Source organism: Haemophilus haemolyticus (assembly GCF_001008275.1).
Classification (GTDB): Bacteria; Pseudomonadota; Gammaproteobacteria; order Enterobacterales; family Pasteurellaceae; genus Haemophilus; species Haemophilus haemolyticus_P.
In genome coordinates, this window is the sequence record NZ_LCTH01000035.1 from 1 (window position 1) to 19,578 (window position 19,578).

At 38.3% G+C, this 19,578-nt stretch carries 16 protein-coding genes and 7 tRNA genes; 10 read left to right on the forward strand and 13 right to left on the reverse strand.

What is annotated here, in order from left to right; all coding sequences use genetic code 11:
• Positions 1-5: 5 nt before the first annotated feature.
• The 5 genes from AAX15_RS05710 to AAX15_RS05730 all read right to left on the reverse strand — a co-directional run bounded on the left by AAX15_RS05710 (position 6) and on the right by AAX15_RS05730 (position 2,773).
• Positions 6-82 (reverse strand) — tRNA-Pro (locus tag AAX15_RS05710).
• A gap of 21 nt (positions 83-103) precedes the next feature.
• A tRNA-His gene (locus tag AAX15_RS05715) sits at positions 104-179 on the reverse strand.
• A 26-nt stretch (positions 180-205) separates the two neighbouring features.
• Positions 206-282: transfer RNA gene (locus AAX15_RS05720), tRNA-Arg, on the reverse strand.
• A 148-nt stretch (positions 283-430) separates the two neighbouring features.
• Positions 431-2,566: a bifunctional 23S rRNA (guanine(2069)-N(7))-methyltransferase RlmK/23S rRNA (guanine(2445)-N(2))-methyltransferase RlmL gene (rlmKL, locus tag AAX15_RS05725; protein WP_046939504.1), complete on the reverse strand. Its 2,136-nt coding sequence runs from the start codon at positions 2,564-2,566 to the stop codon at positions 431-433.
• Positions 2,567-2,696: 130 nt separating this feature from the next.
• Positions 2,697-2,773, reverse strand: a tRNA-Met gene (locus AAX15_RS05730).
• Between the two features lie 185 nt (positions 2,774-2,958).
• Here AAX15_RS05730 and mltA point away from each other — a divergent pair.
• The 3 genes from mltA to znuA all read left to right on the forward strand — a co-directional run bounded on the left by mltA (position 2,959) and on the right by znuA (position 6,035).
• Positions 2,959-4,071 carry a murein transglycosylase A gene (gene mltA, locus AAX15_RS05735; RefSeq protein WP_046939505.1) on the forward strand — a complete coding sequence of 371 codons (1,113 nt, stop codon included), beginning with the start codon at positions 2,959-2,961 and terminating at the stop codon, positions 4,069-4,071.
• Entirely contained in the window at positions 4,071-4,841 is a 771-nt protein-coding gene (gene tcdA / locus AAX15_RS05740) for a tRNA cyclic N6-threonylcarbamoyladenosine(37) synthase TcdA (protein ID WP_046939506.1), read from the forward strand. Before mltA ends, tcdA begins: the two co-directional genes overlap by 1 nt.
• A gap of 177 nt (positions 4,842-5,018) precedes the next feature.
• On the forward strand, positions 5,019-6,035 hold the full coding sequence (znuA, locus tag AAX15_RS05745) for a zinc ABC transporter substrate-binding protein ZnuA (RefSeq protein WP_046939507.1): 1,017 nt from the start codon (positions 5,019-5,021) through the stop codon (positions 6,033-6,035).
• A 49-nt stretch (positions 6,036-6,084) separates the two neighbouring features.
• Here the strand turns inward: znuA and AAX15_RS05750 are convergent, their stop codons facing one another.
• Together AAX15_RS05750 and mpl are read right to left on the reverse strand one after the other, a co-directional pair.
• The gene (locus tag AAX15_RS05750) at positions 6,085-6,591 is read right to left on the reverse strand and encodes a DUF2301 domain-containing membrane protein (RefSeq protein WP_046939508.1); all 507 of its coding nucleotides are present in this window, start codon (positions 6,589-6,591) and stop codon (positions 6,085-6,087) included.
• A gap of 107 nt (positions 6,592-6,698) precedes the next feature.
• Positions 6,699-8,060, reverse strand: coding sequence for a UDP-N-acetylmuramate:L-alanyl-gamma-D-glutamyl-meso-diaminopimelate ligase (gene mpl, locus AAX15_RS05755; protein WP_046939509.1), 1,362 nt, complete (start codon positions 8,058-8,060; stop codon positions 6,699-6,701).
• Positions 8,061-8,218: 158 nt separating this feature from the next.
• On the opposite strand from mpl, the gene AAX15_RS05760 reads away from it, so the two are divergent.
• Positions 8,219-8,770, forward strand: a complete 552-nt coding sequence (locus tag AAX15_RS05760; RefSeq protein WP_046939510.1) for a hypothetical protein — start codon at positions 8,219-8,221, stop codon at positions 8,768-8,770.
• A 49-nt stretch (positions 8,771-8,819) separates the two neighbouring features.
• Here the strand turns inward: AAX15_RS05760 and metC are convergent, their stop codons facing one another.
• On the reverse strand, positions 8,820-10,007 hold the full coding sequence (metC, locus tag AAX15_RS05765; protein WP_046939511.1) for a cystathionine beta-lyase: 1,188 nt from the start codon (positions 10,005-10,007) through the stop codon (positions 8,820-8,822).
• A gap of 136 nt (positions 10,008-10,143) precedes the next feature.
• Between metC and AAX15_RS05770 the strand changes: the two genes are divergently transcribed.
• The 5 genes from AAX15_RS05770 (at position 10,144) to AAX15_RS05790 (ending at position 11,851) form a co-directional block, all read left to right on the forward strand.
• A complete protein-coding gene (locus tag AAX15_RS05770) occupies positions 10,144-10,746 on the forward strand; it encodes a peroxiredoxin C (RefSeq protein WP_005625599.1) in 603 nt (200 codons plus the stop codon).
• Positions 10,747-10,846: 100 nt separating this feature from the next.
• The gene (gene pgsA, locus AAX15_RS05775; RefSeq protein ID WP_005625600.1) at positions 10,847-11,404 is read left to right on the forward strand and encodes a CDP-diacylglycerol--glycerol-3-phosphate 3-phosphatidyltransferase; all 558 of its coding nucleotides are present in this window, start codon (positions 10,847-10,849) and stop codon (positions 11,402-11,404) included.
• Between the two features lie 154 nt (positions 11,405-11,558).
• Positions 11,559-11,634: transfer RNA gene (locus tag AAX15_RS05780), tRNA-Gly, on the forward strand.
• A gap of 4 nt (positions 11,635-11,638) precedes the next feature.
• Positions 11,639-11,725, forward strand: a tRNA-Leu gene (locus AAX15_RS05785).
• Positions 11,726-11,775: 50 nt separating this feature from the next.
• Positions 11,776-11,851 (forward strand) — tRNA-Lys (locus AAX15_RS05790).
• Positions 11,852-11,969: 118 nt separating this feature from the next.
• Here AAX15_RS05790 and AAX15_RS05795 read toward each other — a convergent pair.
• On the reverse strand, positions 11,970-12,500 hold the full coding sequence (locus AAX15_RS05795; protein WP_046939512.1) for an inorganic diphosphatase: 531 nt from the start codon (positions 12,498-12,500) through the stop codon (positions 11,970-11,972).
• Positions 12,501-12,733: 233 nt separating this feature from the next.
• Here AAX15_RS05795 and AAX15_RS05800 point away from each other — a divergent pair, with 233 nt between their 5' ends.
• Complete coding sequence (locus tag AAX15_RS05800; RefSeq protein WP_046939513.1) at positions 12,734-14,050, forward strand: NCS2 family permease; 1,317 nt, start codon at positions 12,734-12,736, stop codon at positions 14,048-14,050.
• An 89-nt stretch (positions 14,051-14,139) separates the two neighbouring features.
• Here AAX15_RS05800 and fbpC read toward each other — a convergent pair whose 3' ends face one another.
• The 4 genes from fbpC to AAX15_RS05820 form a co-directional block, all read right to left on the reverse strand.
• On the reverse strand, positions 14,140-15,189 hold the full coding sequence (gene fbpC, locus AAX15_RS05805) for a ferric ABC transporter ATP-binding protein (protein ID WP_046939514.1): 1,050 nt from the start codon (positions 15,187-15,189) through the stop codon (positions 14,140-14,142).
• Positions 15,190-15,213: 24 nt separating this feature from the next.
• Positions 15,214-17,271, reverse strand: a complete 2,058-nt coding sequence (locus tag AAX15_RS05810) for an ABC transporter permease (protein WP_032825629.1) — start codon at positions 17,269-17,271, stop codon at positions 15,214-15,216.
• A 63-nt stretch (positions 17,272-17,334) separates the two neighbouring features.
• Positions 17,335-18,369, reverse strand: a complete 1,035-nt coding sequence (locus AAX15_RS05815; RefSeq protein WP_005627956.1) for an ABC transporter substrate-binding protein — start codon at positions 18,367-18,369, stop codon at positions 17,335-17,337.
• Between the two features lie 122 nt (positions 18,370-18,491).
• On the reverse strand, positions 18,492-19,532 hold the full coding sequence (locus AAX15_RS05820) for an ABC transporter substrate-binding protein (protein ID WP_046939515.1): 1,041 nt from the start codon (positions 19,530-19,532) through the stop codon (positions 18,492-18,494).
• Positions 19,533-19,578 lie beyond the last annotated feature (46 nt).

Below are 19,578 nucleotides of genomic sequence, written 5' to 3' on the forward strand. Positions count from 1 at the left end.
TAAAGTGGTCGGCGAGATAGGATTTGAACCTACGACCCACTGGTCCCAAACCAGTTGCGCTACCAAGCTGCGCTACTCGCCGTCAGATCTTATAAAGATAAGATGGGGTGGCTAATGGGATTCGAACCCACGACAACTGGAATCACAATCCAGGGCTCTACCAACTGAGCTATAGCCACCATTAAAAGTTGTTATTGCACTGACCTGGCGCGCTCGACAAGATTCGAACTTGCGACCTTTGGCTCCGGAGGCCAACGCTCTATCCAACTGAGCTACGAACGCGTTATTGCGTCGTTGCGGAGGCGTATATTAATGATTTAACAAAACCTTGTCTAGCACTTTTTGAAAAAAAATGTTTGAGCGATAGTTTTTTATTCACTTTGTTTAAAATTCACTATTTTTTCAACTATTTTTACAACTTGGGAAATCATTATATATGTTGAATCATCCAACAATTATGAATTTGTTTATTACGTTCAAAATCTAGCGGTAACGTTTTATGCGAAATTTCTACCGCACTTAAACCTAATTCTTCCAACGCAACTAAATTCATTTTGAATCCACGTTTATTATTCGAGAAAACAATTGTGCCATTATTCGACAAAACTCGTTTTAGATTGCTCATCAATTTCACATGATCTCGTTGAACATCCCAACTCTCTTCCATACGTTTAGAATTCGAAAACGTCGGTGGATCCACAAATATCAAATCAAATTGACGATCACATTTTTCTAACCATTGAAGGCAATCTGCTTGAATTAATTTATGTTGTTTACCTTCAATATCATTCAAAATAAGATTTTGCTCCGCCCAATTAAGATAAGTATTGGACATATCAACGGTAGTTGTCGATTTAGCGCCACCAAGTGCCGCATGAACAGTTGCAGAACCAGTATAAGCAAATAAGTTCAAGAAATCTTTACCTTTTGCCAACTCACCAATCATTTTTCTTGTTAAACGGTGATCTAAGAATAATCCAGTGTCTAAATAATCTGTCAAATTTACCCAAAGTTTCACGCCATATTCATTCACATAAAAGTATTCACCTTTATTGGCTAATTTCTCATATTGGTTGGTACCTTTTTGTTTCTGACGAACTTTGAGGATTAGCTTATTCGTTTCCACACCTGTAACGTGCAAAGTTGCAGTAACAGCATCTAATAAACGTTGACGCGCTTTATTTTCATCAATATTTTTCGGCGCTGCATATTCTTGCACAACAATGTAATCTGCATAACGATCGACGGCTAAATTATATTCAGGTAAATCGGCATCATATAAACGATAAGCGTCTAATCCTTGTTGCTTTGCCCATTTACTAATTTTCTTAATATTTTTTTGTAATCGATTAGCAAAATCGGTTGCCACCTCCGAAGTGCGGTTAAATTCTAGTTCATTTTCAGCTGTAATTTCATCAGATTTTCGTTCTGAAACTTGATAATTCTTCTGCACACAATCTAGTGGGCCATTTTTTGCTTTAAACTGTCGGCTGGCACGCATTCTCAAACAATCAAGCAATGTGGATTCGCTACTAAAAACAGAAACATTCCAACCGCAAAATTCTTTTTTAAGTCGTTGCCCAAATACAGAATAGAGCGCGATTAAAGCTGGTGTTGTTCCTAAACGTTCCCCATAAGGTGGATTACAGATAACCGTACCAACTCCATTTACGCTAGGATTTTTCAACGCTGCAACATCACCTTGTTGCCATTTAATTAAATGTGAAACACCTGCATTTTGTGCATTCTTCTGCGCCTTTTTTAATACGCGGTGATCGAGGTCAAATCCATAAAAGTACGGTTGAATTTCACTTTGTTTTTCTTCTGCTAATTCAATCGCTTCATTTTTTACTTTTTCCCAAGCCAATTGATTATGCGCTTTCCAAAAATCAAATCCCCAATGTAAACGATAAAGTTGCGGCGCAATTTTAGCTTCCATTTGTGCCGCTTCAATTAAAAGCGTGCCAGAACCACACATTGGATCTACTAATGGAGAACCCGCTTGCCAACCTGAACGCATAACAATCGCCGCCGCTAGAGTTTCACGTAAAGGCGCTTGACCTGCATCTTCACGATAGCCTCGCAAATGTAATGCTTCCCCACTTAAATCTAAAGAAATCACTAAATTTTCACGATTCAAATAAGCATGAATACGTACGTCCGGCTGAATTTTATCTACATCAGGGCGAGTTTTACCTTGACGTTCAAAGTAATCGACAATTCCATCTTTAACGCGCATCGCACCAAATTGAGTATGACGAATTTCTTGGTTGGTTCCATTAAAATTTACAAAGAATGTAATTCGTTCATCAAATTGCGCTAACCAATTAAAGCCTGAAACAGCCGCATAAAGATCCAAATCACTGTAAACCTTGGTTTCAATCAAAGGAAATAAAATGCGTGAAGCAAGGCGTGACCAAAGCAAAGTGCGGTATAAAGTTTCGTCATCAGCTTGATAATGAACGCCACCTTGAACCACTTTTGCCTCTTGTGCGCCAAGTTCAGTGAGTTCAACTTTTAATAATTCTTCAAAGCCACGAGAAGTCGTTGCAAATAATTGTTTCATTTAGGTACCGGTTTTGAAAATTTTGAGGGATTATAGCATAGAAAAAGATGATCTAATGGAGATCATCATAGCGTGTTCAACCGCAAAGAGAAAAGCCCTGATTTTCTTAAATCAGGGCTTTAGAATTTGTTGGTTGCGGGGGCCGGATTTGAACCGACGGCCTTCGGGTTATGAGCCCGACGAGCTACCAAGCTGCTCCACCCCGCGTCTGATGTGGTGCACTATACGCTATTAATATTTTTTTGCAAGAATTAAACAAAAGTTTATGTTTCATTTGTTAATAAAATGTTCAATGTGAGTTTTTATTAATCAGCTTGACTAAATAACACTGGTCGTTTTTAAGGATTTTTGATAGCGTATACAGCCTTATTTAAGCTTACTTAGGATTAAAAATGTCAGTTCGAAAATTTTTCTCATTAAAAACATTTTCTATTGCAGTGACAACCGCACTTTTAGTTGCCTGTGGTTCTTCTAATACAACAAAAACTCAAATTCCCACCACCTCAAATGGCAGCGATCCTCAACAATTTGGTGCAAAATATTCGGGTCGTAATTATCAACAAGCTGTGTTTATGCCAGTTTCTCAAGTCGAAAACCAAAGTGCGGTCATTAATCAGGGCGATTTTTTAACTCAACTTTCAAATGTACAAAGTTATTCAAGCAAACTATCCGATCGTTTCTATGGCAACTATGAAAAAATTACGAATTGGGTACTTTCTGGCGCCAATGTAAGTGAGCTTTCTAAATTTGGCATTCACCCGCAAATTATGCGTGGATTCGATGGATATCAAAATGTTTTGATGACAGGCTACTACTCTCCTGTCCTTCATGCACGCCGTTCACCGCAAGGTCAATTCCAAAATCCAATTTATCGTATGCCAGCAAATAAACGTTTTAGCCGTGCGCAAATCTATGCCGGTGCATTAGCGGGGCAAGGATTAGAATTAGCGTATAGTGATTCCATGTTAGAAAACTTCTTACTTGGGGTACAAGGCAGCGGTTATGTAGATTTTGGTGATGGCAACCTTAATTACTTCGCTTATGCAGGACAAAACGGCTTTCCTTATACCGCTGTTGGCCGTTTATTAGTTGAAGATGGGGAAGTACCAAAAGAGAAAATGTCTATCCAAGCAATTCGTGAATGGGGTAATCGTAATCCTTCTCGCGTACAAAGTTTGTTAGAACGTAATTCTTCTTATGTATTCTTCAAAAATGATCCGAGTGGCAAAGTAAAAGGTTCTGCAGGCGTACCACTTGTACCAATGGCTTCAGTAGCATCAGATCGTAGCGTTGTACCATCTGGTACTGTTCTTTTAGTCGAAGTGCCTGACATTGATAATAACGGAAACTGGCTTGGTACACACAAATTACATTTAATGGTTGCTCTTGATGTGGGCGGTGCGGTGAAAGGCCACCACTTTGACTTATATCGCGGCATTGGTGATCAAGCAGGCCATATTGCAGGATTATCAAAACACTATGGCCGAGTATGGGTGTTGCAATAATGGCTCCAGTGGACAATTATGAACAGCGATTTGGCGGTATCGGTCGACTTTATACGCCTGATGGACTCGCGCACTTACGCCAAGCCCATATTTGCGTAATAGGCATTGGAGGCGTGGGTTCTTGGGTCGTAGAGGCCTTAGCACGTTCAGGCGTTGGTGAACTAACATTGATTGATATGGATGATATTTGCGTCACGAATATCAATCGCCAACTTCCTGCGATGAGCGGCACAATCGGCAAATTAAAAACTGAAATCATGTCAGAGCGAGTAAAATTAATTAACCCAGAATGTACCGTCAATATTATTGATGATTTTATCTCGCCAGATAATCAATCGGATTATCTCAACCGAGGCTATGACTATGTCATTGATGCCATTGACAATGTGAAAACTAAAGCGTCGCTGATTGCTTATTGTAAACGTAACAAAATTAATGTAATTACTATTGGCGGTGCTGGCGGTCAAACTGATCCAACCCAAATTCAAATTGCCGATCTCAGTAAAACCATTCAAGATCCGCTCCTCGCCAAAGTGCGGTCAGTTTTACGCAAGGATTATAATTTCAGCCAAAATCCAAAGCGTAAATTTAGTATCGATGCGGTATTTTCAACACAACCTCTAATATTCCCACAAATGACTGAAGGCTGTTCTATTTCTGCCACAATGAATTGCGCAAATGGTTTTGGTGCAGCCACGATGATTACGGCAACTTTTGGTTTTTTTGCCGTTTCTCGTGTAATAGATAAATTACTAAAGAAAAAATCTTAATCACCTCTTGAAAATGCACATTGACCATCAATGTGCATTTTTTATCGAATGAAACCTATTTACTTTGAAATTGAAAAATTTTCCCTCGCGTGCTCTATAAAATCGTTGCAATTTATATAAAAAGGCGTACTCTTTTTCCCTTTGAGAATTATTACCAACAAGTAAGGAAACAGAAATATGAAAAAACTTTTAAAAATTAGCGCCGTTTCTGCCGCACTTTTAAGTGCGCCAATGATGGCGAATGCCGATGTATTAGCCTCAGTAAAACCTTTAGGTTTTATTGTTTCATCTATTGCTGATGGCGTAACCGGTACACAAGTCCTTGTTCCTGCAGGCGCCTCTCCGCATGACTACAATTTGAAATTATCTGATATTCAAAAAGTAAAATCTGCAGATTTAGTTGTATGGATTGGTGAAGACGTTGATTCATTCTTAGACAAACCAATTAGCCAAATTGAACGTAAAAAAGTGATTACCATTGCCGATCTTGCGGATGTTGAACCTTTATTAAGTAAAGCTCACCACGAGCATTTCCATGAAGATGGCGATCACGATCATAAACATGAGCATGAGCATGAACACAAACACGAACATGAACACGGCCATGATCATAAGCACGAGCATGAACATCACGACCACGACCATGATCACGATCACCATGATCATGACGAAGGTTTAACAACAAACTGGCACGTTTGGTATTCTCCAGCTATCAGCAAAATTGTTGCACAAAAAGTAGCGGATAAATTAACTGCACAATTCCCAGATAAAAAAGATTTGATTGCTCAAAATCTTTCAGATTTTAACCGCACTTTGGCAGAACAAGGTGAAAAAATCACAGCACAACTTGCGAACGTTAAAAATAAAGGTTTCTACGTTTTCCACGATGCTTATGGTTATTTCAACGATGCTTATGGTTTAAAACAAACGGGTTACTTCACCATCAATCCATTAGTTGCGCCAGGTGCAAAAACTTTAGCGCACATTAAAGAAGAAATCGCAGAACATAAAGTAAATTGCTTATTCGCAGAACCACAATTTACACCGAAAGTGATTGAATCTTTAGCTCAAAATACTAAAGTTAATGTAGGACAACTCGACCCAATTGGCGATAAAGTCAATTTAGGCAAAAATTCTTATGCAACATTCTTGCAATCTACCGCAGATAGTTACATGGAATGTTTAGCTAAATAAACCATTCTAAAAACAATGACCGCACATAAAAGTGCGGTCATTTTCTTTTCTAAATTTGATATTTTGTTTTATCTCCAATATCAAAATGCAAAGGCATTCGCCATTTTTGTATCGCTAAAACTAAAAGTAATACACCAGAAATAATAGAAAAAATGCGTAATGCGATAAGATTATTTAACACCCATGAAAACCACAAGCAAGTCACAAATATCGGCTGTAAATTTAGCAAAGGTACGCGGAAACAAAAATATTCTTTAAAACACAAACCACCTAAAGTAAGTAACGCACCGCCAAGGGCTAAAGCGGGATAATGATTAATATAAAAAAGTAATCCTATCCAAGTAGCAAATTGAAAAAGTAATCGGAAGGATTTGAGATAAATATGTAATGAAGAGGCACAGCAAGTTGCCGCAATTAATATAAATGTGAGCGATAAATCTGGATACCAACTCATGGCAAGAATAGAAAACGCCGCTATCAAAAATCCAGAGCGATAAATAATGACGGTCAGATTATCTAAAAAATCCATCGGTGATTTAATATGTGGATCAGCCATTCTACAAAGATTCCTTTTATAAATTACAAATTAAAAATAAATATTACGTCAACTCAATAAAAAATGCGGCCAACTTAAAAACATTTTCTAAATTAACCGCACTTTTATTATTTCTGTTTAAGCTTATCAAGAATTTTTTGATGAATGCCACCAAAACTGCCGTTAGACATCACCAAAATGTGATCTGTAGGTTGAGCCTCAGCGACAATCATATCGACTAATCGATCTAAATTTGCGTTCCAATAAGCAGGTTGTACACATTGATTTGCAATATCTGCCACTTCCCAAGGAAGTTGTTCTGGTTGAAGCATAAATACTTCATCAGCTCGGCCAAGTGCAGGCGCAATTTCATCTTTATGAACGCCCATTTTCATTGTGTTAGAACGAGGTTCAAGCACCGCAAGAATTCTCACACCACCCCCCACTTTATCTCGTAAAGCGGTTAGCGTAGCAAGAATAGCCTCTGGATGATGAGCAAAATCATCATAAACTGTAATACCATTAACTTCGCCTTTTACTTCTAAACGACGTTTAGCATTTACAAAAGATCCCAATGCTTTACACGCATCTTCAATAGCCACACCCGCATGATGAGCAGCAGCGATCGCCATTAAAGCATTATGCATATTATGTTGTCCGACTACATTCCATTTTACTTCTGCCATTTTTTCACCATGATGGAAGACCGCAAAATGTGAGGCATCATTTGTAATACGTTCAGCAAACCACTCATTATCTTTGCCTAAAAATTGTTGTTGCGACCAACATCCCAATGCCAGCGTTTCTTTTGCACTTTGTTCACTCGCAGAACTTAATACCAAGCCACTTGCCGGAATAGTTCGAATCATATGATGAAATTGGCGTTGGATCGCTTTGAGATCATCAAAAATATCTGCATGGTCAAAACTAATGTTGTTTACGATAAGTGTACGAGGATTATAATGGACAAATTTCGAACGTTTATCAAAGAAAGCTGTATCATATTCATCAGCTTCAATAACAAAATAAGGGCTATCTCCTAAACGAGCTGAAATGCCAAAATTACCGGCAATTCCGCCGATTAAAAATCCTGGTTTTAAGCCATTTTGTTCTAAGATCCACGTTAACATGCCTGTTGTAGTTGTCTTTCCATGTGTACCAGAAACTGCCAATACCCAACGATCGCGCAATAAATGATCATGTAACCATTGAGGACCAGATGTGTATTTCAAATTATTTTCCAACACATATTCTACACAAGGATTACCGCGTTTCATCGCATTACCAATGATTACCATGTCAGGCACTGGTTGTAATTGTGCAACATCATAATTTGGAATAATCTCGATACCTTGCTCTTCTAAAAAAGTGCTCATTGGAGGGTAAACATTAGTATCGGAACCCGTCACGTGATAGCCCATTTGTTTAGCAATCATTGCCACGCCGCCCATAAAGGTGCCACAAATACCTAAGATATGAATATGTTTCATTGTACTTCTCTACTTATCAAGGAAAATGAAAAGTATAATAAAACAACTTCTATGAACTTTCAAAATAAAAGACTGTCATAAAGGCTCACATGGGCTATAATTGAGCCCTTGAAAAACGAGTACAACTCAACTAACAAAATATAATGAAGGAATTTACAATGAAATTTAATAAATCTTTTCTCTTTGCAAGTATCATCGCAGGTTCAATTGCATTAACAGCTTGTAACGATAAAGAAGAAAAAGTAGCAGAAAAACCTGCAGCAACAGAAACTACTCAAACGGCTCAACAAGCAGTACAACAACCTCAAGTAAAAACTGATGATTTAGTCACTCAAGCAAATACAGAGTTCCTAAAAGTTGCGAATGTAAAAGTAACGAATGTTTCTGTAACAGATGATTTAAAATCGTTTTCTATCACTTATGAAATTACAAACTTAAGCGATAAAGCTATTTTAGAAGCGCAATGGTTAACTGTTTATAAAGAAAATAACCAACCATTCTATGTAGCAAATCTTCCAGCATTACAATTTGGAAAAACAATTGCACCAAAAGCTAGCGAAACAGTAACATTATCAACAACTGAAGAAGCTGTGCTTTCTCAAATTCGTCCACACTTGCAACAAGGGAAAAATATCCAAGTAGACATTATCGGGACTTCCGTACATTTTGCCGACGGTTCGAAAGTTGGCTTAGTGTCAGAACAAAAATAATCCTAATAAAAAATGCCTGTGTAAAACAGGCATTTTTTTATCCGCACTTTTAGGCAATTCGCTCAAATCCAGCTTTTAAATCTGCAATCAATTCATCTACATCCTCAAAGCCAATATGCACACGAATTAAAGAACCTGTAAGGTTACGTTTAATATTTGGACGAATATGTGCAATTTCTTCTGGTTGATTACAAAGAATTAAAGACTCAAATCCTCCCCATGAATAAGCCATAGTGAAAAGTTGAAAATGATCCATGAAATTTGAGACTTGTTCCAATGTCAATCGCTTAGTTAATTCAAAAGAAAATAAGCCGCTGCTACCACTAAAGTCTCGTAAAAAGAATTCATGACCAGGGCAACTTGGTAAGGCTGGATGGTACACAGTTTTTACTTCTGGTTGCTCACTCAACCATTTTGCTACTTTAATACTGCTTTCCTGATGTTGTTTTAATCGTATACCCAATGTACGAATACCACGAGCGGTCGTATAAGCAGAATCCGCATCTACCATTTGTCCCATTAAATAAGAATGTTCTCTAAGTTGATCCCAAGTGCGCACATTCGCAACGGCAGTACCAATCATGATATCAGAATGACCCACTAAATATTTCGTCCCCGCTTGAATAGAAATATCAATATCATGCTCTAACGCTTTAAATAGAACACCTGCCGACCAAGTATTATCAATCATAATCACAATGTTAGGATTCACCGTTCTTGCTGCCTTCACAATAGTCGGAATATCTGGAATTTCCATTGTGATAGAACTCGGAGCCTCCAAAAAAAGTACTTTTGTATTCAGTTGAATAAGTGTTGCAATATCAGCACCAATAAGAGGATCGTAATAAGTGGTATCGATCTGCATTTTTTTCAGCACAATATTACAGAAATCTTGGGTTGGCTCGTAAGCTGCGCCACTCATTAACACATGGTCGCCAGTTTTTACAAAAGAAAGAATCGAATTAGTTACTGCTGCTGCACCACAAGGATAAAGATAACAACCTGCGCCTCCCTCCATTTCGCACATTAAATCTTGTAAAGCAAAATGTGTTAGCGTCCCTCTTCTGCCATAAAATAATTCGCCTTTTGCTCTATGTTGAGTAGCGTGTTTTTTATCTTCAATACTGTCAAATACTAATGAAGAAGCTCGCTGTAAAACGGGGTTTACGGATCCTTGTGAAAAGCGTTTTTTACGCCCTGAATGGACAAATGTTGTTGAGAGATTGTGTTGTTGCATATTTCCACCTTATTTTAGATAAGATTAATTGCTTTAATAGATAAAATCGAGTATAAAATGTCGGCGTTTCAAATAGAACCGCGCCGCTATTTTGTGTGGCAAAACTTTAACTTAACTTTATATAGGAATTATGACTATGGTATTAGTAACCCGTCAAGCACCAGATTTTACTTCATCTGCTGTATTAGGCAATGGCGAAATCGTTGATAACTTCAACTTTAAAAAACACATTGCTGGAAAAGCTGCAGTAATCTTTTTCTACCCATTAGACTTTACCTTTGTTTGCCCTTCTGAGTTAATCGCATTTGACCACCGTTATGAAGAATTCAAAAAACGTGGCGTAGAAGTAGTTGGTGTTTCTATCGACTCTCAATTTACTCACAATGCATGGCGTAACACCCCAACTGAAAATGGTGGTATCGGCCAAGTTAAATATGCATTAGCAGCGGACGTAAAACACGAAATTGCTCAAGCATACGGTATTGAACATCCTGAAGCGGGCGTTGCATTACGCGCTTCATTCTTAATCGACAAAAATGGCGTCGTTCGTCACCAAGTAGTAAACGATCTTCCATTAGGTCGTAACATCGATGAAATGTTACGTATGGTTGATGCATTGCAATTCCATGAAGATCATGGTGAAGTTTGCCCTGCTCAATGGGAAAAAGGTAAAGAAGGGATGAAAGATAACCCTGAAGGCGTTGCAAAATACTTAAAACAAAACGCTGATAAACTTTAATCCATAATTATTTACAAGAAAGCCACATAATGTGGCTTTTTTTATATTCTTAGATACTTTAGAATAGGAGTATCTCTAACACCAAGAGCGGCTCATTTCTATGAAATTTAATATTCCTATTTTCCTAACGATGTTTCGTGTAATCCTGATTCCGTTTTTCGTGATTGCATTTTATTTACCTATCGAATCCTCCCCTTTTATTACTACATTCATATTCTTTATTGCCGGTGTTACTGATTGGCTTGATGGTTATTTGGCTCGTAAATGGAAACAAACTACAAGATTTGGTGCTTTTTTAGATCCTGTTGCGGATAAAGTAATGGTTGTCGCAGCTTTAGTTCTCATCGTTGAATATCAACACTCTCTTTGGATTACGATTCCTGCGATTATTATGATTTCTCGCGAAATTATAATTTCTGCATTACGTGAATGGATGGCTGAACTCGGAGAGCGTAGTAAAGTTGCTGTCTCTTGGTGGGGAAAATGGAAAACAACAGCCCAAATGTTAGCTCTAGGCGGATTATTATGGCGTTACAATAACTATATGGAAATTGCCGCTATAATCTTGCTTTACATCGCAGCCATTTTAACAGTATGGTCTATGATCCAATATTTACAGGCAGCAAAAGGTAGCCTACTAGATGACCTCAAACTCTAATTCTAGATAAAGTGCGGTATTTTCTACCGTACTTTTATTATTTTGTCTTATTTTTAATCAAACAAAGTTTTTTTTTATTTTTTCATTTGACACAAGACTATAAAACCGTAAAATACGCCCCGTTGTCAAGCAGCAATGCTGATTAGTGATAAATGCGGGAATAGCTCAGTTGGTAGAGCACGACCTTGCCAAGGTCGGGGTCGCGAGTTCGAGCCTCGTTTCCCGCTCCAATTTGCCCGAGTGGTGGAATCGGTAGACACAAGGGATTTAAAATCCCTCGCCTTTCGAGGCGTGCCAGTTCAAGTCTGGCTTCGGGCACCATTTAAACACCAATCTAAAGATTTTAAAATTTATTTTAAAATCATCTAATTGGGTCGTTAGCTCAGTCGGTAGAGCAGCGGACTTTTAATCCGTTGGTCGAAGGTTCGAATCCTTCACGACCCACCACTTTAAAATAAAGTAAGCACCGAAAGGTGTTTTTTTGTTATCTAAATTCCTGAAATTTACTATAAAAAATCCCCGACTCAAAGAATCAGGGACTTTTACAATCAAATGTGTTTATTAATTAACGCTCATTCCAACGTTTAATAGACTCACGAATCACTTCTTTCGCTTCTTCTACGTCGCCCCAACGAGTTACTATCGTTGAGCCAGGTTTCTTAAGCGCTTTATAGTTATTGAAATGGAACTCAATTTGTTTAATTAAGTTTGCTGGTAAATCTGCTAATGAATTGTACGCATTGCCTGTATCACGATCATCTGCAGGAACACAAACGATTTTGTCATCCACTTCGCCATCATCAACAAATTTCATGACACCAATTACTTTAGCTTCAAGGAATACACCTGTTGCTAATGGTTGGCGAGTGATTAATAATACATCTAACTCATCGCCATCTTCATCTAAAGTTTGTGGAATGAAGCCATAGTTAGTTGGTTTTGCAAAAATTGCTGGCTCAACACGATCTAACTGGAATGCCGCAACTTTACGATTCCATTCGATTTTATGGCAGCTACCTTCTGGAATTTCATTTACTACATTGATAATGCCAGCATCTACATCGCCTGGCGTTAAAATTTGATTAAAATCAGCCATTTTGTTTCCTTCATTTTATCAAGTTAAAAAACGCGACAAGTATAGCAGTTTTTCTGCTGACTCGCAGTTTGATTTGTATAGAAAATCAGCAAATAGATTATTTCATAACTATTCATAATTTTGACCGCACTTTATCCTAAATAAAACCCACGCAAACGTTTACTTATCGCTTTTATGATGTAAAATAGCGCACCTTATTACTTCCAATTTTTTACTTAACTTCAAGGAACACTATGCCAACTTTAGAAAAAACATTTGAGCTCAAACAACGTGGTTCAACTGTTCGTCAAGAAATTATCGCGGGTTTAACCACGTTCTTAGCAATGGTTTATTCTGTCATCGTGGTACCCAATATGCTAGGTGCTGCAAGTTTTCCTGCGGAATCTGTCTTTATTGCCACCTGTTTAGTTGCAGGATTAGGCTCTATCTTAATCGGCTTATGGGCAAATGCACCAATGGCAATTGGTTGTGCAATTTCTCTCACAGCTTTCACTGCATTTAGCTTAGTAATCGGTCAAAAGGTCGCCATTCCTGTTGCGCTAGGCGCAGTATTCTTAATGGGGGTTGTGTTTACCTTAATTTCTGCCACAGGTATCCGTGCATGGATTTTACGTAATTTACCATCCAGTATCGCTCACGGGGCAGGCATTGGTATCGGACTCTTTTTACTTTTAATTGCCGCAAATGGCGTTGCTTTAGTCGTCAGCAACCAAGCGGGCTTACCAGTAAAATTAGGCGATTTCTCTTCATTCCCAGTAATGATGTCCTTAATTGGTTTAGCACTCATTATCGGCCTTGAAAAAATGAAAATTAAAGGCGGTATCTTATGGGTAATCATTGCTATTACTATCGTAGGTTTAATTTTTGATCCAAATGTAAAATTTGGCGGAGAGATTTTCAAAATGCCAACCTTTGGTGAAAATTCTCTTTTCTTACAATTAGACTTTATGGGCGCACTACAACCCGCAATCTTGCCTGTCGTATTTGCTTTGGTGATGACTGCCGTATTTGATGCAACGGGTACCATTCGCGCAGTTGCAGGCCAAGCCGACTTACTTGATAAAGATGGTCAAATTATCAATGGCGGTAAAGCTTTAACTTCAGACTCAATCAGTAGCTTATTCTCAGGTTTATTCGGTACAGCACCAGCTGCCGTTTACATTGAGTCAGCAGCAGGAACAGCTGCCGGCGGTAAAACTGGTATTACAGCAATCGTTGTTGGGGTGTTATTCCTATTAATGCTTTTCTTCCAACCATTAGCTTTCTTAGTGCCTGGATACGCAACTGCCCCAGCATTAATGTACGTTGGTTTATTAATGTTAAGCAATGTAAGCAAATTAGATTTCGATGATTTCGTTGGCGCAATGAGCGGATTAATCTGCGCAGTATTTATCGTACTTACTGCTAACATCGTAACAGGCATTATGTTAGGTTTTGCGGCATTAGTGATTGGAAGAATCGTGAGCGGCGATATTAAACGCTTAAATGTAGGTACTGTGATTATTGCAATCGTACTCGTTGCATTCTATGCTGGCGGTTGGGCGATTTAATAACAGAAATAAAAAAGGGGAAAATCCTTCCCCTTCATTGTAATCACAAAAGTGCGGTGAAATTTCACCGCACTTTTTTATGCGCTGTACTACTCTTTCTTCAATAAGAAAATACCGTGATCAGATAAATTTACATAAGCTTGTTTTAAATCAGCATTAAAATCTTCTGGCTTACAATTCACCAATAAATCTTTTCCAGCCCAATTTGCGACAACTTCCCAATGGTTGCCCATATAGACCGCACTTTTAATCTCACAACGTTGAGCATCGCTGCCCTCTGCGGCAAGATAAATTGCTTCTGGGCGAATACCTACTAAACATTCACCATCGGGTAAATTAAACTGTGCAGCGTCTTTTAAAGGTACATGATAGCCATTAACATCCACCACGCTATTTTCTAATATTCCATCGAAAATACTGGATTCACCCATAAAGTTAGCTAAGAACAAAGAATTTGGTCGGAGATAAAGCTCTTTCGCTGGCGCTTTTTGCATAATTTTACCTTTATGCATAACAATAACTTCATCAGATACCGCAAATGCCTCTGTTTGGTCGTGTGTCACATAAAGCGAGGTAATGCCTAAACGTTGTTGCAATTCACGGATTTTTTCACGCATTGAACGACGTAAGTTTGCATCCAAATTACTTAATGGTTCATCAAACAATAGGACTTTTGGTTTCAATACCAAAGCACGAGCCAATGCAACACGTTGTTGTTGACCACCTGAAATTTGATCTACAAAACGGTCTTCAAAACCCGCTAAGTCCACCAATTCTAAAGCCTCTTTTACACGCTGAGCACGTTCTTCTTTGCCAATGCCTTGCATTTTTAAGCCGTAGCCCACATTATCGCCAATGCTCATATGAGGGAATAGAGCATAAGATTGGAAGACAATACAAATATCTCGATTTTGAATAGAAGATTTTGTTACGTCTTCTCCATCAATAAATATTTGACCTGATGTTGGATTTTCTAACCCAGCAACCAAACGCAATACAGTTGTTTTGCCACAACCTGACGGCCCTAACAATGTCACCATCGTGCCACGTTTGATCGTTAAATCTAAATTATCAATGACGACCGCTTTACCAAATGCTTTGGTAATATTTTTTAATACTAAGAAATCATTATTACTCATAATATTTACCTACAACTTAACGAGTTAATTCATTTTTTTCGCTTTAGAACGAGAGATACGTGTATCACCTACAATCCAGTCGAAGAATAAAATAATTGCCATCATGACAACAATTAAGATTGAGCCGTATGCAATAGCGACACCGTATTCACCATCTTCAACGCGATTTAGGATATAAGCTGTTGCAACCCGAGTATCTGCTGTCACTAAGAATATAATTGCGCTCACCGTCGTCATTGCACGAACGAAGCTGGTAACAAGCGCTGAAAGCAATGCTGGTTTTAATAATGGCAACACGATATACCATAAGGTTTTCCACGAACTCCCTTTTAAAGAAAGCGATGCTTCATCAAGAGATTTATCAAGCTGTCCTAAACCAGCAATCGCTGCTCGCATACCGATTGGTAAGTCACGCATAACCATTGAAATAATCACGATAATGCCAGTACCCGTAATATAAAGCGGTGCATTGTTGAAGGCTAAAATGTAAGACACCCCAGCCACAGTACCTGGCACGGCAAAACAAAGCATAGTTAAGAACTCAAGGGATTTTTTACCTTGGAAATCTTTACGCACCACAATGTACGCAATCAATAATCCAAAGAATGCGGTCAATGGTGCGGCAATACCTGCATAGATTAAGGTATTGATTAGTGACGGCCACGCTCCATCGCTTAATCCTTGCCCGAACAACATAGCATAGTTTTTCAAGGTTAAAGTGTAATCTACACCCCAGTTTACAGTGAAGCTTCCGTAGAAAATACTTCCGTAAAGCGCCATATTAAAGATGACCCAGAATCCAAGCATACCAATGATCGTATATTTCAAACCAGTTGGAAGATCTTGCACATCACCACGATAAGATTTACCTGAAACGGTGACATAAGAGCGGTTACCAATCCAAATGTATTGAATGATAAAAATCGCTAGAGAGAAAATTAATAATATTGAACCTAAGGTACTTGCTGATGCGTAATCTAATTGTGAACCAGCAATATAGAAATAGATCTGTGTTGCAATCACATCAAAGCTACCACCCAATACCAATGGGTTACTGAAATCTGCAAGTGATTGGATAAATACAATTAAAAACGAGTTCGCCAATGCTGGGCGTAACAATGGAAAAATAATGTTATAAAAAGTTTGATAGCGATTGGCTCGTAACGTATAAGAGGCTTCTTCAATAGAAGGATGTACCGATTTCAATGCGCCATCTAAAATCATAAAAGAAATCGGAGCAAATGCGAGAATTTGAGCAATCGCAATCCCATTAAAACCATACAGCCAGTTATGATTGGTGAAACCAAAATTCGTACTTAAAAATTCGGTTACATAACCAGAACGGCCAAGCATCAAAGTTACCCCTAATCCCACAACAAATGGTGGCGTAACAATTGGCAAAATAGAGAAAATTTTTCCGATAAATGCTGTTCTACGAGCGATACGCGTGGTATAAAGCGCAAAGGCTAAACCAAATACAGTAGACACTACGCCCACAAAGCCCGATAAGAAAAGAGAATTGGTAATTACGCGAACAATATAGCTCTGCGTTAAAATACGCATCACTTGTTGTGGCGCAAACGTGTCTCCGTCATAAAACATTGAAACGAAAATCGCCAATGTTGGATAAACGATAAAAAAGAAAATAAGCAAAATAATACAAAGTAAAGAAGCGATGATAAATTTATCACCTTGCATCACTTTTAGTTTTGCTAATGAAAGTGTTGCTAATGCGGTATATCCCACAAGTAACACAATCACAGAATAGCCCATGCTGATTTTACACACCGTCGCACTGATAAACATAAACAATACAGAAAGTGCGGTCAAACATAGCTCTGTTTTTGCTTGGGTTTGCTGTGGCAATCTAAATAACGGCAAAGCACCATACACAATAACAGGCAGGAACCAAGCCCAAGTTAAATTGAAAGAAGACCATCCCATTGCATCTAAATATTCATCTGAAGTACTTTCAAACAAACCGTAATCAAGAGCATTGGAAGGCAGAAGCGCAAACGCCAATAAGGATAAAATAATCCAAAAATAAGCAGAATGCATTATGGAAAGTTTTTTTGCGTTCATACAACCTCGCATAAGGTAAAAAAACGAAGCGATATGCGACATATCACTTCGTTAGTGACATCATTATTTGGCTAATTTTACTTCATCAACCCATTTTGTGATTAAGCGTTTACGTAAATCAGTCGCACCGTATTTATCAAAATCATAGTTAATTAAATTAATAGATTTAAAATCTAACGCATAAGGCGATTGTTGTGCGGTGGTGTTCGTTAAAATGGAATACGCCTCACCTTTTTGCCAAGTTAATTCTTGCGCCTCTTTGGATAATGCCCAATCAACAAAAAGTTTCGCATTATCTAAATTACGCGCACCTTTAATGACACTCACACCGCCAATTTCATAACCAGTACCTTCACAAGGTACAACTAATTCTACTGGTGCGCCTTTCGCTTTTTCTAAAGAATATTCATGTAAGAAACCAATACCAATTGCCGTTTCTCCACGCGCTGTATTACGTGTTGCCGTATTACCAGATTTGGTATATTGCGATACGTTTTTATTCAACTCTTTTAAGAATTTAAACGCCTCGTCTTCTCCCCAAAGTTGCATATAAGTGGCTAGCTGAGTGTAACCTGTACCAGAACTTTGTGGATCTGCGGCTTGAATTTCATTTTTGTAAATTGGGTTAGCTAAATCCTTCCAGCATTTTGGAATAGGTAAATTCAATTTTTTCAAACGTTCTGGATTTACCCCAAAACCTAACACGCCTAAATAAATCGCCGAAGAATAATTCCCTTTCATTTTGGCTGGATCACGGAATTTTTCTACGATCTGAGGAAGATTGGATGATTTATAAGGCTCCAGTAAGCCCATTTCCCCTGCTTGAGAATGAGGATCCATCGTTCCACCATACCAAACATCGCCTTGTGGATTATCTTTTTCAGCATCAATTTTCGCTAAAATGGTTCCCGTGCCACCACGAATAAAACTTGTTTTAACATCAAATTTTTTCTCAAATGCCATCGCTTCTTGCTCGCACATCGTATTTTGCGCGCTGCAATAAATGACTAGACGTCCTTTTGCAAAAGATGGATTACTTAACACCAATCCACTTAGCATCACACCCGACAAGGTTACTGCGATTTTTGATAGTTTCATCTGATTATAACTCCCTTATGAATGAAAATTTTGCAATCTCTTAGAGGGAAAACGAAATCACATTAAAAATACGAAAAAGTGCGGTCAAAAACTTCAGTATTTTTTGCCGCACTTATTCAGCGCTATTTCGCTAATTTAACTTCTTGAACCCATTTTTCAATTAAGGCTTTACGTTGTTCTGTTGCACCGTATTTTTCAAAGTCATAATTGATCAATTTAAGTTTATTCGGATCAAATGCAGTTGGTGATTGTTCTGCGGTCGTGTTAGTTAAGATTTGTAAAGAATCCCCTTGTTTCCAAGCTAATTCTTGACCTTCTTTTGATAAAGCCCAATCGACGAATAATTTTGCATTATCAATATTACGCGCACCTTTTAAGATACTCACGCCACCTAACTCATAACCTGTTCCTTCACAAGGCACGACTAATTCTAACGGTGCACCATTGCGTTTTTCTAATGCATAATCATGTAAGAAACCTACCCCAATTGTCGCTTCGCCACGCGCAGAGTTACGTGATGGCGTGATACCCGATTTGGTATATTGAGAAACATTAGGATGCAAGGCTTTTAGGAAATCGAATGCCTCTTTTTCGCCCCATAATTGAACGAAAGTTGCCAATGCTGTGTAAGCGGTACCCGCACTTTGAGGGTCTGCAATTTGAACTTCGCCTTTTAAGCGTGGATCTGTTAGGTCTTTCCAGCATTTCGGCACTTCTTTAACGCCTAATTTTGCCAAACGTTCAGTATTCACACCAAAACCTAAGATCCCCATATAAATTGAGGAAACATAGTGACCTTTCGTTTTCGCAGGATCACGGAAACGTTCCACAATTTCATCAATGTGTTTAGACTTATAAGGCTCAATTAACCCTAATTCTGCAGCTTGAGCTTGAGGATCAAAAGTACCACCGAACCAAACATCCGCTTGAGGGTTATTTTTTTCAGCTTCAACTTTAGCAAAAGTACTGCCTGAACCATTACGAATAAAGGATGTTTTCACATCATATTTTTCGCCAAATGCTTTTGTGGTGGTTTCGCACAAAATATTGGTTGCACTACAGTACACAACTAAACGACCTTTAGCGTTAGCAGAACCAGAAATAGCCAAGCCTGCAGCTAAAAGTGCGGCAGAAACAGAAAGAGAAATTTTGTTGAACTTCATAATAAATACTCCTTATTGGATAGAATGGCACGAATCCTACGTGAAA